Annotated in this window: 17 protein-coding genes; 10 read left to right on the forward strand and 7 right to left on the reverse strand. The window is 39.9% G+C overall.

Going from position 1 to position 15,134, the window contains the following annotated elements:
• Positions 1 to 113: 113 nt before the first annotated feature.
• Positions 114 to 1,022 (reverse strand): polysaccharide deacetylase family protein, encoded by a 909-nt coding sequence (locus H6H03_RS15860; RefSeq protein ID WP_190956061.1) that lies wholly within the window; start codon positions 1,020 to 1,022, stop codon positions 114 to 116.
• 1,337 nt (positions 1,023 to 2,359) lie between these two features.
• Between H6H03_RS15860 and lepB the strand changes: the two genes are divergently transcribed.
• Entirely contained in the window at positions 2,360 to 2,932 is a 573-nt protein-coding gene (lepB, locus tag H6H03_RS15865; RefSeq protein WP_190956040.1) for a signal peptidase I, read from the forward strand.
• Positions 2,933 to 2,999: 67 nt separating this feature from the next.
• Here lepB and H6H03_RS15870 read toward each other — a convergent pair whose 3' ends face one another.
• A complete protein-coding gene (locus H6H03_RS15870; protein WP_190956041.1) occupies positions 3,000 to 3,533 on the reverse strand; it encodes a helix-hairpin-helix domain-containing protein in 534 nt (177 codons plus the stop codon).
• Between the two features lie 14 nt (positions 3,534 to 3,547).
• Positions 3,548 to 3,922 carry an NINE protein gene (locus H6H03_RS15875; RefSeq protein ID WP_190956042.1) on the reverse strand — a complete coding sequence of 125 codons (375 nt, stop codon included), beginning with the start codon at positions 3,920 to 3,922 and terminating at the stop codon, positions 3,548 to 3,550.
• 227 nt (positions 3,923 to 4,149) lie between these two features.
• Here H6H03_RS15875 and H6H03_RS15880 point away from each other — a divergent pair, with 227 nt between their 5' ends.
• Positions 4,150 to 5,148, forward strand: a complete 999-nt coding sequence (locus H6H03_RS15880; RefSeq protein ID WP_313931853.1) for a J domain-containing protein — start codon at positions 4,150 to 4,152, stop codon at positions 5,146 to 5,148.
• A gap of 125 nt (positions 5,149 to 5,273) precedes the next feature.
• Positions 5,274 to 5,597, forward strand: a complete 324-nt coding sequence (locus H6H03_RS15885; protein WP_096536737.1) for a DUF1825 family protein — start codon at positions 5,274 to 5,276, stop codon at positions 5,595 to 5,597.
• 211 nt (positions 5,598 to 5,808) lie between these two features.
• Here H6H03_RS15885 and H6H03_RS15890 read toward each other — a convergent pair whose 3' ends face one another.
• Positions 5,809 to 7,734, reverse strand: coding sequence for a transglycosylase domain-containing protein (locus H6H03_RS15890; protein ID WP_190956043.1), 1,926 nt, complete (start codon positions 7,732 to 7,734; stop codon positions 5,809 to 5,811).
• Positions 7,735 to 7,907: 173 nt separating this feature from the next.
• Between H6H03_RS15890 and tyrS the strand changes: the two genes are divergently transcribed.
• The 4 genes from tyrS to H6H03_RS15910 are packed head-to-tail and all read left to right on the forward strand — an operon-like array spanning position 7,908 to position 10,943.
• Entirely contained in the window at positions 7,908 to 9,098 is a 1,191-nt protein-coding gene (tyrS, locus tag H6H03_RS15895; RefSeq protein ID WP_190956063.1) for a tyrosine--tRNA ligase, read from the forward strand.
• A gap of 14 nt (positions 9,099 to 9,112) precedes the next feature.
• Entirely contained in the window at positions 9,113 to 9,844 is a 732-nt protein-coding gene (gene pyrF, locus H6H03_RS15900) for an orotidine-5'-phosphate decarboxylase (protein ID WP_190956044.1), read from the forward strand.
• Positions 9,841 to 10,467 (forward strand): hypothetical protein, encoded by a 627-nt coding sequence (locus tag H6H03_RS15905; RefSeq protein ID WP_190956045.1) that lies wholly within the window; start codon positions 9,841 to 9,843, stop codon positions 10,465 to 10,467. The genes pyrF and H6H03_RS15905 overlap by 4 nt, the downstream gene beginning before the upstream one ends.
• Before the next feature lie 23 nt (positions 10,468 to 10,490).
• The gene (locus H6H03_RS15910; protein WP_199338951.1) at positions 10,491 to 10,943 is read left to right on the forward strand and encodes a DUF29 domain-containing protein; all 453 of its coding nucleotides are present in this window, start codon (positions 10,491 to 10,493) and stop codon (positions 10,941 to 10,943) included.
• A 151-nt stretch (positions 10,944 to 11,094) separates the two neighbouring features.
• Here the strand turns inward: H6H03_RS15910 and H6H03_RS15915 are convergent, their stop codons facing one another.
• Together H6H03_RS15915 and H6H03_RS15920 are read right to left on the reverse strand one after the other, a co-directional pair.
• Complete coding sequence (locus tag H6H03_RS15915; RefSeq protein WP_190956046.1) at positions 11,095 to 11,403, reverse strand: hypothetical protein; 309 nt, start codon at positions 11,401 to 11,403, stop codon at positions 11,095 to 11,097.
• A gap of 671 nt (positions 11,404 to 12,074) precedes the next feature.
• Positions 12,075 to 12,755: a uracil-DNA glycosylase gene (locus H6H03_RS15920; protein WP_190956047.1), complete on the reverse strand. Its 681-nt coding sequence runs from the start codon at positions 12,753 to 12,755 to the stop codon at positions 12,075 to 12,077.
• Between the two features lie 201 nt (positions 12,756 to 12,956).
• On the opposite strand from H6H03_RS15920, the gene H6H03_RS15925 reads away from it, so the two are divergent.
• On the forward strand, positions 12,957 to 13,631 hold the full coding sequence (locus tag H6H03_RS15925) for a phosphoribosyltransferase (RefSeq protein ID WP_190956048.1): 675 nt from the start codon (positions 12,957 to 12,959) through the stop codon (positions 13,629 to 13,631).
• A 32-nt stretch (positions 13,632 to 13,663) separates the two neighbouring features.
• Here the strand turns inward: H6H03_RS15925 and H6H03_RS40350 are convergent, their stop codons facing one another.
• Positions 13,664 to 13,843: a zinc ribbon domain-containing protein gene (locus H6H03_RS40350; RefSeq protein WP_242057854.1), complete on the reverse strand. Its 180-nt coding sequence runs from the start codon at positions 13,841 to 13,843 to the stop codon at positions 13,664 to 13,666.
• A 381-nt stretch (positions 13,844 to 14,224) separates the two neighbouring features.
• On the opposite strand from H6H03_RS40350, the gene H6H03_RS15930 reads away from it, so the two are divergent.
• Both H6H03_RS15930 and H6H03_RS15935 read left to right on the forward strand, forming a co-directional pair.
• Positions 14,225 to 14,476, forward strand: a complete 252-nt coding sequence (locus tag H6H03_RS15930; protein ID WP_190956049.1) for a hypothetical protein — start codon at positions 14,225 to 14,227, stop codon at positions 14,474 to 14,476.
• Between the two features lie 228 nt (positions 14,477 to 14,704).
• Entirely contained in the window at positions 14,705 to 14,998 is a 294-nt protein-coding gene (locus tag H6H03_RS15935; RefSeq protein WP_190956050.1) for a hypothetical protein, read from the forward strand.
• The last annotated feature ends 136 nt before the right edge of the window (positions 14,999 to 15,134 follow it).

Here is a 15,134-nt window from a genome sequence, read left to right on the forward strand (position 1 = left end):
TTTATAACTTGAATGAAATCAATTTAAAATTACCATTTAGCATCTAGACCAAAAAATATAATTTTAGTTTTTAGTCAATTAGTATTGGCTAATAACTTAATAATTAATAATTATTACTTTTTGTTAGCAAGCAACTTTAGATCTTTATCTTCCATTTCTAACAGTTCTGGAACAGTCACAAAACGATAGCCTTGTTTTCTAAAGTTACTAATAATTTCTGGTAAAGCTTGCACAGTTCTAGAACGGTTACCACCACCATCATGCATTAACACAATGCCACCAGGTCTGGAATCTTTAATTACATTATTAATCAACTTTGGAACGGCTGGCTGTTTATAGTCCGTGGAGTCAGCTGACCACATAACCACAGTATATTTTTGTCCTTTGGCATAACCAACTAGTCCATTGTGCATCATACCACCAGGAGGCCGAAACAGAGTTGTTTTAACACCTGTAACCTGATAAATTAAGTCTGTTGTCCGATCGATTTCAAAAGCAGCCGCCTGCTGATTAAAGTAGTGATACCAGTGATGCCAAGTATGATTTGCAATGACATGACCTTGAGCTACAATTTGTTTTCCTAATTCTGGATAATTTTTCAGATTTTGTCCAACAACAAAAAATGTCCCTTTAATATTATTTGATTTCAAAATATCTAGTACTTGCTTTGTAGTTTCAGGCCAAGGGCCATCATCAAAGGTAAGAGCAATGACTTTTTCTGCTTGAGTCAGTTTTGCCTCTTTAATTATCGTGCCTTGAAAACGTGATGGTACTGGGTAGGAGAAGCCTTTTACTTGCGCCTGTTGCTGCCAACTCATCAGCATTGCTCCTTTGAATTTCTCAATGCGCTGCTGAGTTCCTGTATTTGCAGATACATTATTGACGTTGATGTTTGGTCTAATCTGAGCTTCTGAAGTATTTGGTCTGAGAAGCATCATTAAACCAAGACTAAAAACACCACCCAAGGCAAGTAAGCCAATTAATATTCCTTCTGGCCACAAAAACGGCTTATTATTTTCCACCATATAGCTCCTTCACCAAGAAAACTCCCCACGGATATAACAGTACGTTTTAGCACAAAATTTTTTAAATATTTAAAAACCAATGGGTTTAGATAATTTTGAAAATTAGAATCAAAAAGCCAGATTTTACAGCTTTTACTAAAACTTAGATGTTTGATCTCAATCCACTCATAAACAGCTAACTCTGCACTTATTGATTCTGACCGCCACCTCTAGGAAGGAGCATAATTAAGATAATTAACCACACGTTCAAATCCTCTTAATAGGAATTTTTAATTTACTATTTTCTGCTACCGACTCTTAGCTACAGTAGTACTATGCTTTCAGACGGGATATCTTGGCAAATTAATAAGTTTAGTTAAGCTGCCAAATCTATAAATTCGCAAATTTTGCAATCTAGACCTTTGACAGAAAAGTTCTATATTGACAGCTTGGTCAATTATTTAATTAAATTATAAAACTACCACAAACGGTGAGGTTTTTTAAAAAAACAGTTTAATAAACTATTAGCTATAGAGTCGATAATATATATTCTACTGCCTAATGCCATTGCTTCCTTTTTAAGAAAAAGTTAAATTTTGAACTCAGAGAACATTGCTTTCTACTTTCTATCAAATAGAGAGACGCAAATTAATTCAATATAGTTTCTCATTGCCAAGGGGCACTTAGTCGTTAATCTAGATACTTTTTACTTATTTAATAAAAATAATTGTATTGATAGATAACGCTATTTTTGATGGTAAGATTTTAGTCAAAATTGCTACTGACTTTTTATCTACTATCGTTCTTATTGATAATTAAAGAGGCTCATACATTATTAATATTACAATTTAATATGCGTTGTTACCGTAAAATTACGTAACTTAATCACATTTTTATCAACAATTTGTTAAAATCTTAATAGTCTGTTACAGAAATATTAAAACATTAAACATTACATTTCAATCAAATGTTTCTTGACTAATTACAGTAAATTCAGTTATTTTTTGCTCTTCATAGTAAAAACCGACTGGCTATATAGCTTTACAGTCGGTAAATAGCTTTTCTTAGCAGTAGTAAGCAAAGCTGAAAATTATCCAGTAAGTTGCTTTATAATTGCAGCAATTAGAATTAAAATTTTTAATTGTCTATGTTAAGAGTCTTAGTCATCAGCTTATGTTCCCTGAGACAGGTCATAGTTGATTTTTAGCTCTTTTGCATAGCTTTTGTAGATGCAATAACTGTATTATTTAATCTATGTATTAATTAGAGACAAACTTAGGTTGCTTATCAGTATACCTTTGAACCGAAAATAATCAAGGTATTTGTTCCACTTTTTTAACTGGCTAAAAATTTCTATGATTCCTCACGAAAGTGATGCAAAGCAAGAGCGTGCGTCGTTAAAAGTATGGCGTAGTTGGCAGGAAAATCTGATTTTAGTGGCGATCGCCTTATGTTTGGCACTGCTAATTCGGACTTTTATCGCTGAACCTCGTTATATACCTTCTGACTCGATGTTACCCACCTTACATACTGGCGATCGCTTGGTGGTGGAAAAAATCTCCTATCATTTTCACCCCCCTGTAACTGGCGATATTATCGTTTTTGCGCCACCCGCAGAACTACAACGTCGAGGATATCCTCAAGACCAAGCCTTCATCAAGCGAGTGATTGGCCAGCCTGGCGAGGTAATTAGCGTTGTTCATGGCGAAGTTTATCTCAACGGCCAACGTTTAGCAGAAGACTACATTGCTGAACTAGCAAATCAGCCATTTCAACCTGTGAAAGTTCCAGAAGACCAATTTTTTGTTATGGGAGATAACCGCAACGACAGTAACGACTCTCGTTATTGGGGCTTTTTACCCAGAAAAAATATCATTGGTCGAGCGACATTTCGCTTTTGGCCTCTAGATCGCATTGGTCTTATTTAATTAGTAAATAGTCAGTTGTTTGTGTTTGACAACTGACTATTTAGCAGAGTAACTAACAAATAACCTGTTAAAAACGAAGAAAATACATCAGTTGAGCGATCGCATCACCAGGTAGCTCTAATCGTCGTTGGAAATCAGCTAGGTTATGAAAAGGGCCAGCAGATTGCCGATTTTGTACTACTGCTTGTGCTAAAGACAAATCGATAAAGGGAATTTTTGCTAAATTTTCAACTGTTGCTGTGTTCGGATTAACTAAATTTGTCGGAGAATCTAAAGATTCGTGGTCGTAATAACTAAAATTTAATAGAGGTTTTAGTGGTTCGAGTCGCAGGGAAGGCATAGCCAAGGCCGCAGCGATATCTTCAATACAGTAAAATTTCACACCCGAACGTGAAAGTTCCACAAGCGATCGCGCTTGGTGAATTGACAAACCTGGTAAGCGTAACCAATCATCTACAGTAGCTTGATTAGCGTCAATGCGAATGCCTAATTGTGCCGCAATCTGGATTTCTTCCCCAGATTGCAAGCGATAGTAGGGATCGTTGAGCAACTTGGCACGGAGTTTTTGCAGCTTCAAATTGAAAGGTAGCCAATTGTTCATGATTGTCGCTAATATCAAGAAATTTGGTCTAACAGTTGGCGGCGTTTTTGCTCAAATTCATATTCTGAAATTAGTCCATCTTGGCGTAGAGCATCAAGTTCGCGCAAAGCATCAGCAACTGCTCCTACTTGATTACTCACTCGCTGTGAATTCCTGACAGCTGACTTACCGAGATTAAAATTGCGATCGAAAGCTTCTTCATCTTGAGCTAAATACCAAACTCCCTCAATCGCACTAGCTACCTTGGGGATAGGCGTCCATGAAAGCAAGACATACAAAATACCCCACAGGTGCTGTCCCAAATAAAATTTATGTAATCCGGAAATTGTCAGCGTGCCAGAAAAAGCTAGAACAGCGGCAACACTTCGGCTTTTGCGCTTAGTCAACATATTCCTAACAAATATATCAGTACCACAGTTCCTACAATAAAACAGCTATCAGCAATTCAAAATTTCAAATCAAAAAATATAATGGTGGCAACCATCTTGAATATATTGCTAAGTTTTTACTTAGATACTGGTCATATAATTTTATTTTAGTCAACTACTCTACCTTCCCTTGATAATTTTTGGGTGGAAAGTCCCAGGATTTAGGGTTTGAGAATAAACTTGAGTAGGTGTCACATAAATGGGCATTAGGCTTTGATGCTAATTTTAAGTTTTTAAGCGATCGGATTACTACAATGTCACAAACTTTCCTACCGCCAAAATGGCTTGAACAGCTTTGCGATCCTTATGCTGTGCTAGGAATTTCTGTGACTGCTGACGATCGCCAGATTCTCAAACGCTATCACACTTTAGCAAAACTGCTACATCCGGATCGCCATACCAAAAGCAGCAATCAAGACCAAGAATTAGCAACGGCAATATTTAGCCATTTAATCAACCCAGCCTATGAGCAGTTGAAAAATCAACACAAGCGCTTTAGTGCCATAGCAATGTTGCTTTCACAAGCAAGAGTCTTGAAGGAGCAAGCTTTATCTTCCAAAAGCCCTCTATTCCAGGAAATTCGGGAAATGACTACACCCCAAGCAGAGTTATTTTACGAAGAAGCGATCGCCTGCTATGCAGAAGCTCAATACAAATCACTACATCTGTTTTATCAAGTAACCCAACAAATCAGGATACTGAATTTAGTTTACTTACAGTTGCATAAATCTAATCTGTTGCTACCTCAAGAACCTCTCCCCATCGTTTCCCAGGTAGAAGTTAAGCCAGTTCAAGTGACATTAAGTGAAGAAACTAATGTCAAACCAGTTTTGAAAAATTACGCTCAACGTCACTACGAGCGAGCTATTGAGTACATTAGACTAACCAAATGGACGTTAGCTGTCCAAGAACTAAGAGATGCCATCAAGTTAGAGCCTAATAACAGTGATTATCATGCCTTATTAGGTTTTGTACATCTACGACAGAAATTACTGGGGATGGCTAGGGTTTACATCACTCAAGCATTAAAACTTAACCCGCAACATTCACTAGCTTTGAAATGCGCTACCAGATTGAAAATTCAACCTGGTGAAAACCGCAATCCGAAATCAATTGCTAAAGCTGTGAGTATTGCGGCTTTATTAGGTGGATTTAAAGACGGTAAACGTTCTCAAGTCAAGTGTTGAAATTTCGGTAATAAACCGTACTCAAACCGAAGCTTGTCCACTAGATTACTTCCCTAGACTAGAATAAAAATAGAAGTCAAACTATTAAGCTACTGAGTCTGGGCACTCAGTTTTATATAGGCAACATGGGATTCTTCGATTCTGAAATAGTTCAGCAAGAAGCAAAGCAGTTGTTTGATGATTATCAAGCACTTATCAAGCTTGGCAACAGCTACGGTAAATTTGACCGTGAGGGCAAAAAGCTGTTTATTGAGCAAATGGAAGCCATGATGGATCGCTATCGCATCTTTATGAAGCGCTTCGAGCTATCAGAAGATTTCATGGCACAAATGACAGTAGAGCAACTAAAAACCCAGTTAGGTCAGTTTGGTGTTACCCCGCAACAAATGTTTGACCAAATGCACCTCACTTTAGAACGGATGAAAGCCGAGCTAGAAAAACAGCCCTAACACCAAGTTAGGAGTTAGGAGTTAGGAGTTAGGAGTTAAGAGTTACGAGTTGGGAGTTAGAAGTTAAAATTTATGTGAATCAGGTCTTTAAAGCCTTGTTACTTCCTTAATTTATCCAAAATTATAATTTTGCTTAATTTTGGAAAATCCATATAGCTAGAGGTAAACCAATATGAGGTGGGAGTTGCTTAATAACTCCTAACTCCTAACTCTAATTAGACTTGGGACGGGGAAACTGGGAAGGTGGCTTGAAGTTTTCTACTGGCACATTTTTGAGTGCCTTTTCCATAAAATCTTTCCAGATGGGAGCAACCATACCGCCGCCTGTAGCACGGCTAGCTAATTGTCTGTTGTCGTCTCTTCCTACCCAAACAGCAGTAGTTAACTGGGGCACAGTGCCAACAAACCAAATATCCTTTTCTGAGGAAGTTGTACCTGTCTTACCAGCAGCAGGGCGACCGATGGCAGCACCTTTACCCGTACCGCTGGTAACCACCGTTCGCATGACATCGATAATGGCTGCCGAAGCCCAAGGATCTAGAACTAGCTGGGGTTTAGGAGTATTATCTAGTAATACATTACCGCTACTATCGCTGACACGGGCAATTACAGTTGGTGGAGACTGCCACCCATAATTAGCAAAGGTCGCGTATGCACTAGCCATTTCCAAAGGTGTAACACCAATTGCGCCTAGAGGTAGTGAAGTCACAGGTTCCATTGGACTCATAATGCCCAAGGTACGGCAGGTTTCTATAACTCGATTCATCCCCACAGCCTTACCAATCTTAATCACAGGAATGTTCCGTGATTGGGCTAGAGCTGTGCGAATTGGCATAGGGCCGCTAAAACTGCCATCGTAATTCCTTGGAGAGTACCAACCACTACCATCTTGATATCTGACTGGAGAATCTACAACCGTTGTATCTGGCCCATATTTACCAGTAGCAAAAGCAGTATAGTAGACGAAGGGTTTGAAAGAAGATCCGGGCTGTCGCTGAGCTTGAGTTGCCCGATTGAATTCACTGACTTTCGGATCTACACCACCCACCAAGGCTTTGATAAAATGCGTGCGCGGATCGATTGCCACCAAAGCGATTTGATTCTTGGATAATCCCTGGTCCAGAAGTGATTTATGCCACTTAACAACAGTTTCCTCTGCCATAATCTGAAAGTTGGCGTCAACTGTAGTTTGCACCCGCATTCCACCCTTGAGTAGTGCCTCGCGCCCAAACTTCTTAGCCAACTCCTGCGCTACAGTGTTGGTTATATAAGGTAGGGCACTACCTTGAAAGGATTTGATTTTGCCAAGTTTGATTTCTTGCTTAAGGGCATCGTCGTACTCTTGCTGGTTAATCCAATTCAATTCCAGCATTCGTCCAAGTACTTCTTTTTGTTTCTGTTTTGCCAGCTTCATACTCACAAACGGGCTGAATTCTTCTGGTGCTTGAATCAAACCCGCCATCATTGCTGACTCACCCAAGGTTAAATATTCTGATGACTTATTAAAGTAACTGCGTGCCGCCGTCTGTACACCATAATTGTTATGACCCCAATAAACTTGATTGAGGTACATTTCTAAAATTTGGTCTTTGGTGAGAATTTGCTCTAACCGAATTGCTAGCACTCCTTCTGCTAACTTTCTAGTAAAAGCACGCTTGCGAGTCAAAAATAAGTTTTTTACTAACTGCATGGTAACAGTAGAGCCACCTTCGCGGACTCCACCTGCTACAGCGTTGACTACTACAGCACGTCCAACACCACTAGGGTTAATGCCGTGATGACTGTAGAAGTGGCTATCTTCACTTGCTAATACAGCCCGTTTGAGATTTGGGGAAATTCTATCTAAGGGAACTACTTCCCGGTTAGCTTCCCCGTGGACACTAGCTAAAAGTTTACCCTTAATGTCATAAATGTAAGTTGTTTCTGAGGGAAAGAAATTACGTAGCTGTCTTACATCTGGCAAATTACGGAAACTAATGGCTAAACCAACCAGTCCTCCGGCTACAATGGAACTTGCCAGCATGGTGATTGAAAGCAGAGTACCGCCAGTTACCTGGCCAACTCCTTTCAAAAACTCGAAACCTGATGAAGCCCGACGTTGTGGCTGTTTATCTTCAAAAGTCCTAGACGACGACACGGCGATTTCACTTCCTCATTTGTAAATTTAACTGTAATTAATTGGGCGAAGCAAGGCGGTTAATTTTTTGCAATTATAGTAGTTTGGCAGATGAGAAAGTGGATAAATTGCAAGTGTTGATAACCAACTTAACTTCTAGTGTACAAAGCATAGCTAATGATGGATTTTCTGGTATGACGCAAGATATGAATTGGTTGCGTCGTGGTGTAGTAGAAGTTTTCCCACAACCAGCTGATAATAACAGTGAAAGTCTAGAAAAGCGCTTATTAACTACAAACCAACCTTTGAGGATCAAATTGGGAATCGATCCTACTGGTGCTGATATTCATCTAGGTCATAGCATACCAGTACGAAAACTGCGAGGGTTTCAAGATGCTGGTCATACAGCAGTTCTAATTATTGGCGATTTTACAGCACGCATTGGCGATCCGACTGGTAAATCTGAGGTGCGTCGTCAGCTAACGGAAGCAGATGTAGCCCAAAATGCCCAGACTTATCTTGACCAAGTACGCCCTATCTTGGATTTTGACACACCAGGAAGGTTAGAGGTGCGCTATAACTCCGAATGGCTTTCCCAGCTTAATTTAGAGAAAATTTTGGAGTTACTCTCCACGATGACGGTCGGGCAAATGCTGGCTAAAGAGGGATTTGCTGAACGCTATAAAAAAGAGAATCCGATTTTTATCCATGAGTTCCTGTACCCGTTAATGCAGGGTTTTGATTCTGTTGCCGTGAAGGCAGATGTGGAATTAGGAGGAACCGATCAAAAATTTAACATTGCTGTGGGCAGAGATTTACAGCGCCATTTTGGTCAAAAGCCGCAGTTTGGAATGCTGTTGCCGATTTTAATTGGCACGGATGGCGTGCAAAAAATGTCCAAGTCTTTAGGTAATTATATTGCCTTATCAGAACACCCAGGACAAAAGTACCAGAAGTTACAAGGAGTTCCCGATCGCCTGTTGGAACAATATTTTGAACTGTTGACGGATTTACCTTTAGACAAATTGCCAGAAAATCCACGCGATCGCCAAACACTTTTAGCATGGGAAGTTGTCAAACAGTACCACGGCGAAACAGCAGCCAAAGAAGCCAAAGAAGCTGCCCAAAGCGGCGGTAAAGAAGGTGCAGTTCCAGAATTCTCTCTGGCTGGAGTGTCCCAATTTCCCGTGAAGTTAGCTTATCTTCTTAATGTCACTGGCTTGTGTAAAAGTACAGGGGAAGGCAAGCGGAAAATTCAAGAAGGTGGAGTGCGCTTAGATGGCGATCGCATTTCTGATGTTGATACCACTTTCGCTGCTGCTAGTGATTTACAGGGTAAAGTTTTACAAGTCGGCAAAAATAAATTTGTCCGTTTAGTGCTTTAGATGGGGAGTAGGGAATGGGGAGTGGGGAATTGGCTCAAAAACGAGTGATTGTGGCTTTGGATGTGCCAGATGAGGAAACTGCGATCGCCCTTGTAGATCGACTTGAGGATGTTACTTTCTTCAAAGTAGGTTTAGAGTTGTTTACCAGCACTGGGCCAAAAATTCTGGAAATGCTAAAATCCCGGCAAAAGCGGATTTTCCTAGATTTAAAGTTTGATGACATCCCTAACACTGTCGCTGGTGCTTGTCGTAGTGCAGCTCGTTATGGTGTGGATTTATTGACAATTCATGCTACATGTGGTAGAGAAGCTCTCAAGGCTGCAACAGAAGCGGCACAAGTAGGAGCAGCACAAGCGGGTGTAAAACCACCGAAGTTAATTGCTATTACTTTGTTGACAAGCATTTCTGCTAGACAACTGGCCTTTGACTTGAAGATTCCCTTAGAGTTGCCAGAATACGCTCTACAAATGGCACTGATGGCGCAAGAGTCGGGATTAGATGGGGTAGTTTGTTCGCCTCAAGAAGTGGCACAGCTACGACAAACTTGTGGAGATGACTTTTTGCTAGTTTGTCCGGGGGTTAGACCGACTTGGGCAGACACAGCCGATCAAAAGCGATCGCTCACTCCTGCACAAGCTATGATTGCTGGGGCAGATTATCTAGTGATTGGGCGTCCCATCACTACTGCTGCTGACCCTGAGCTAGCTTGGAACAGAATTTGTGAGGATTTGAGTGCGATCGCATGAAGGCAGAAATCAGAAATCAAATTTATGGCTTGTGGCTCCTAGTTTGTGGTTTCTGGTTTGTAACACCAATCTTGAATAGCTCAGCATTAGCAAAGAATTTTACTCCTAGCCCCTCTTTCATAGCACAGAGGGGAAACACTAATAGTGAGTCAAAGTCTTTGTGTTCTGAGCAAGATTTGGAAACATTGACTACACAGTTATTGCAAGATTTACCGAGTTACACCAACCGCGCTATTCAACGCGCCCGTCGTCGCAGCCGCAGCGCTGACCTATACAGCTATATGCTGGTAGCAGGAAAGCCTGAGTTTACTCCCCTACCGCTTAACCTTGAAGAATATAGTACAGATGCTCCTGAAAGTTCTGCATCAGGAGTCGAACAAGTTTTTTTTAGCACATTAGAGCGCCAGTACATAGGTAAGCAAGCGATAGAATTACAAGAATTTCACTGGCTGTTGTTGACTAAAACTAGTAATGGTTGGCGTCTAGTAATGATGTTTTCTCAAATAGGTGCTTATGCAAAACAACAACCACCATCACCACCACGCGATAGTAGTAATGGTGCGATCGCTCAAGGGGTTAAAGCTTGGTTACGCGATTGTCAAGCGGGGACTGTGCGTAAATAAGCAAATTAGGAGAACATTAAATAATGTCTAAAATACCTACTCAAATTGTATACGAACAGGATTATCAATTGTGGTTAGAAACTACATTGAAACAATTACAAGAACGAGATTTAGATCGTCTTGATTGGGAGCATTTGATTGAGGAGATTGCAGCATTGGGTAACGAACAAAAACAGAAGCTCGAAAGTTCTTTACTGCAACTTCTCAAACATCTGCTTTTGTATCAACATTGGAGTCTTCCTGACTGTAAAAATCATTGGGAGGTCGAAATTGATAATTTTCGGGTGGAACTTAGAAAACTAACTAAATCTAAAAATCTCTATAATTATCTGCTCACAGTGCTTGAGGAAGTCTACATTGATGCATTACGACAAGCAAAAAAGAAAAGTGGCTTAAATTGTTTCCCACAAAGTTGTCCTTATACTATTGAGCAAATTTTAGATGTGGATTATTTACCACCATTTACATATTTATAAGTAGGGCATTGTCTATCTTTGTATCTTAGAAAAAGTGTTTGGCGTCTAGTGATGATATTTTCTCAAACTGTTTCGTATTCTACGATAGCAGCCACTATCCTGTGGCAGGGATAGTAGTAATGGTGCGATCGCTCAAGGGGTTAAAGCTTGGTTACGGGATTGTAAGCAGGAACTGTACGTAACCGGATAATAAACTCTGGGGTTTAATTTTACTAACTCTCGCTTTAGTCCCAGCTACTACTTCCAGAGTCCCAGCTACTACTTCCAGAGTCACAGCTACTACTGCCAGAATCATAGCTACTACTTCCAGAGTCACAGCTACTACTGCCAGAATCATAGCTACTACTTCCAGAGTCACAGCTACTACTTCCAGAATCATAGCTACTACTAGAGTCATAGTTGCTGTTGCTAGAGTCACAGGCATTAGTACTGTGGGAATCATAGCTACTACTGGAGTCATAGTCAGTACTGGGGTTATATATCTGAGTATCACCAACAGACCAACTGCTGTTGCTATTACTAGAAGAATTACCAAAGTTGCGTCTACTACTTTTATGGGAACTGTTTCTAGTAGGTGAAGCAACAGCTATGATGAGAGCTATAAAACCCAGCATAATAAGTAAAAATACGATGAAGCTCCACATGGTTCCTCTCCCGTGCTAATCTTCTCAAGATTAATAAGCTGACGAAAACTTGAGTATAACTTCAGTGGCGTCAACTATTTTTTCGGATTTCATCAAGCTTAAGAGGTATAACAGGGAACAGGCAATAGGCAATATCTTGAAAGTTTCTTAGTATGGTGATTTGACGTAATACCAATTTAATATGAAGACGCATATAAATACCCCACCCGCGCTAGCGCACCCTCCCCTTGCCAAGGGGAGGGTTGGGGAGAGGGTTGGGGAGGGGTAAAATTCTATGCAGCTTCACGAAGAATTGGTATAACCTAGCTTAAAACTGCTAGGGTATCTAAATGTCCTGCCAAATATAGTCCAAAAAATGTCTATAAAATAGAACTTACACAAAGTTTAGAAATTTTCAGCAATCTTGCAATTTATTAGTCTTAGTGTGACCCCACAAACTAATAACACGGTTCATTCCTGAAAAAAGTCTGCTATAAATCCAGTTTGATCACGTGGTTTTTCTAATTTCATCTAACTTAGCGCGCACTGCTTGGATGTCCTGCCACATTAGCCATTTAGGGCTACCTCTTTCTTTGGAAGGGTTACGCAGCAAATAGGAAGGATGAAAAATCGGCATACACAAACGCCCTTCCCACTCTAGCCACTGTCCGCGAATTTTCGTAATCGCCCGCTTGTCGCCAGTTAAACCTTTGAGGGCAGTTGCACCTGTTAAAAGAATGATTTTGGGATCAACGAGGCGAATTTGTTCTAGTAAGTAGGGTTTGCAAGCCGTCATTTCTTCGGTAGTGGGAACTCTGTTTTCTGGCGGACGGCATTTATTAATATTGGCAATGTATATGTCTTCCTCAGTACTCAAATTCACAGATGCCAGAATTTTCTCTAGCAACTGCCCTGATTTGCCCACAAATGGTAAACCTGTTTCGTCTTCATTTTGACCAGGCGCTTCTCCGACAACCATTATTGGTGCTTTGAGGTTGCCACGTCCGACAACAGCATGGGTACGCGTGTTTCCTAGTACACAGCGGTGGCAGCGATCGCAATGCTGCGCCAACTCGGCCATAGTGGAATAGGTTCCGGCAGGGATAGAAATCTTAGCGTCTGTGGGAATCAGCTCTCGTTGGTTAAAGGTTGAGTCATCAAAGAGGCTGAGTTGGGTTTCGCTGCTCATGAAAATTTACGATTTTGGTATCAGCACCAGTAGTCTTATCTGATTTAAGTCGTCTTTGGTTGGGGACTTATCAGAAATTGACTTCAGAAATAGACTTTTACTGAATACTTATTATTTATACAAATCTTATTCTATCAGTTAATTTGAGACAAAATTCAGTCATGATAAAGGCAGTGCCGTCCTAAGACACTAGGGGAAACCATGTCATATACCCCACTTTTTGCCGATCGCATCCATGCGGGTGAGGAATTGGCGCGAGTAATTCACGATCTTTTGACTCAGCAAACTATTGATTCTGGGATAAAGCCTGTACCAATCGTTTATGGTTTGCCAAGGGGGGGTGTACCAGTGGCAGCACCAATAGCAAGTCTTTTGGGTTGTCCGTTAACGATAGTTGTACCTAAAAAAATTAGCCATCCAGAAAACCCAGAGTTAGCTATTGGTGCAGTCACTAGTTCTGGAAATGTTCTTTGGACTGAGCAAAAACTATTTCGCTCCAAACATGATATTCGGTGGCGAGAAGCGGCTTTAAATAAAGCTATTAAGCAAGCTAAGTCTTTGGAGGAGCAATTAATTTCTGCTTGTCCTCAGGTGAATACAAAGGATACTACGGCGATCTTAGTTGATGATGGCATTGCCACAGGTATGACTATGGCTGTTGCTGCTATTGCCATCAAAGCCCTCTCACCGACAGCAATTTGGCTATGTACTCCGGTAGCACCACCAAAATTGCTACCTTGGTTGAATCAATGGGGCGATCGCATTATTGTTTTGAAAACACCTGAACCTTTCTGGAGTGTGAGTAATTTTTATGCACAATTTCCCCAGGTAGACACATTAGAAGTTATCAGATATCTCCAGCAACAAAAACAATAGCTAACACAGATTTATGCAAAGAATTTTAATTTTTACCTTCTTGCAAGAATTCCTGGGGCATAAGCCTCAACCACTTTGCCAGTGCGAGTGCAGCTAATCATCAAGTAATCACAACTTGGGCATTGTGTCCGAGTTAATTCATTATCAGTAATATAATAGCGCTCCGCTTTGCTACCACAATTTGGGCAGTAAATCTTTTGTACTGTCTGCATTTTAAGACCCCTAATTTTAATTATTTTTTTTGCTAAAACTGCTACTTAAACCAGTAAAAAATTCTGGTTCGACCCAATTTAACAAACTGCTGTGAAATTAGCTAATTATTTTAAACAAAATTTCAGGTTTGAAAAACTTTGGATATCTTCAATCTATTATCTTCAAATTTACGTTGTTTTCTCCTCCTACTTTAGGTACATAAATTAAAGTTTTAATAAATTCTGTTTAGAGATTGAGTGATCCCTATGGTTAATACCTTGAGAGAGACTGATTTTTAATGATTGTAGGCAAACACAAAAAAGCCGTTCTAGTATTCAAAAGTTAAAATTCAAAAATTACTGTATCTTTGGTTACAAATTATCTGTCTTAAGATTTAGTTAATGTTTACTAACGAGATTTATCATATTAAATTCTGGCCAGATAATATTTCATGGAAACTAGCGAACTTTGAAGAAATATGGAGAGTGGGTACAGACGGTTTCGCCAATGTGCGTAACATAACTTCACAACGTGACCGAATTTCCACGTATCTCGATCTAAAAATTCCCAACGTACTTATTTCCGACGCCGTTGGTAGTTCCTCCAGAAGTGCGATCGCTTTAATCTTACTCTCACTACTGATGGTGTCCTGAAATTTCTGGCTCGTACTAAAAATCCTTAATTGAACTCTATTGCTTTTTAGATACTATTTAGCTTAATAATTTCATTGCCAAAATATAATGATAGACCGTACCTTTCTTTTACCTGTTCTCGTTTTCATGGGAATACTATTAAGCGTTTAATTCGCATACTTTGGGTTGAATTATTCAGGATTCTGCTTCGCCAAGATGCATTATCTAAGCGATGAAGAGAGGTTCCGAATGGTTCTTGATGATCAAAACGATCGAACAGATTTAGGACGAAGCAGTTACAACTACATCAAATATGAAAGTTTTGATGAATATATCAAAGAAAATCCAGACTGCTGTTCTATCAATACTGGTGGCCGTTACGAGATTCGACAGCCTTCGTTTTTAAATCGGATATTTAGATATGATGCTCCCGATATCATAGTTATTAAATTCAAAGTGCGTTATTTAGATGAAAACGGTAATAAGAGATCATTTGAAACGCATTTTGAAAATACTTTACAAAATTCTGGGCATCCTCAATAGACTTGTCCGAAATATTAACTTAGGAAAAGAAAAATGGTAAAACGTTAAATTGAGCGTCTACCATTTTTCGATATTAGTTATGGTTTTTGATTATATCCAGAAATATCCCCACCGGACAAAACAAATTTTAGGGATT

Origin of the sequence: Nostoc paludosum FACHB-159 (genome assembly GCF_014698835.1) — a bacterium.
GTDB lineage: Bacteria > Cyanobacteriota > Cyanobacteriia > Cyanobacteriales > Nostocaceae > Nostoc > Nostoc paludosum.

What these genes read in the sequence shown, in the direction of transcription:
- lepB (WP_190956040.1), top strand. Translation starts at nt 2,360, where the DNA reads ATGATTCCTCACGAAAGTGATGCAAAGCAAGAGCGTGCGTCGTTAAAA.
- H6H03_RS15870 (WP_190956041.1), bottom strand. Translation starts at nt 3,533, where the DNA reads ATGAACAATTGGCTACCTTTCAATTTGAAGCTGCAAAAACTCCGTGCC.
- H6H03_RS15875 (WP_190956042.1), bottom strand. Translation starts at nt 3,922, where the DNA reads ATGTTGACTAAGCGCAAAAGCCGAAGTGTTGCCGCTGTTCTAGCTTTT.
- H6H03_RS15885 (WP_096536737.1), top strand. Translation starts at nt 5,274, where the DNA reads ATGGGATTCTTCGATTCTGAAATAGTTCAGCAAGAAGCAAAGCAGTTG.
- tyrS (WP_190956063.1), top strand. Translation starts at nt 7,908, where the DNA reads ATGACGCAAGATATGAATTGGTTGCGTCGTGGTGTAGTAGAAGTTTTC.
- pyrF (WP_190956044.1), top strand. Translation starts at nt 9,113, where the DNA reads ATGGGGAGTGGGGAATTGGCTCAAAAACGAGTGATTGTGGCTTTGGAT.
- H6H03_RS15905 (WP_190956045.1), top strand. Translation starts at nt 9,841, where the DNA reads ATGAAGGCAGAAATCAGAAATCAAATTTATGGCTTGTGGCTCCTAGTT.
- H6H03_RS15910 (WP_199338951.1), top strand. Translation starts at nt 10,491, where the DNA reads ATGTCTAAAATACCTACTCAAATTGTATACGAACAGGATTATCAATTG.
- H6H03_RS15915 (WP_190956046.1), bottom strand. Translation starts at nt 11,403, where the DNA reads ATGACTCCAGTAGTAGCTATGATTCCCACAGTACTAATGCCTGTGACT.
- H6H03_RS15920 (WP_190956047.1), bottom strand. Translation starts at nt 12,755, where the DNA reads ATGAGCAGCGAAACCCAACTCAGCCTCTTTGATGACTCAACCTTTAAC.
- H6H03_RS15925 (WP_190956048.1), top strand. Translation starts at nt 12,957, where the DNA reads ATGTCATATACCCCACTTTTTGCCGATCGCATCCATGCGGGTGAGGAA.
- H6H03_RS40350 (WP_242057854.1), bottom strand. Translation starts at nt 13,843, where the DNA reads ATGCAGACAGTACAAAAGATTTACTGCCCAAATTGTGGTAGCAAAGCG.
- H6H03_RS15930 (WP_190956049.1), top strand. Translation starts at nt 14,225, where the DNA reads ATGTTTACTAACGAGATTTATCATATTAAATTCTGGCCAGATAATATT.
- H6H03_RS15935 (WP_190956050.1), top strand. Translation starts at nt 14,705, where the DNA reads ATGGTTCTTGATGATCAAAACGATCGAACAGATTTAGGACGAAGCAGT.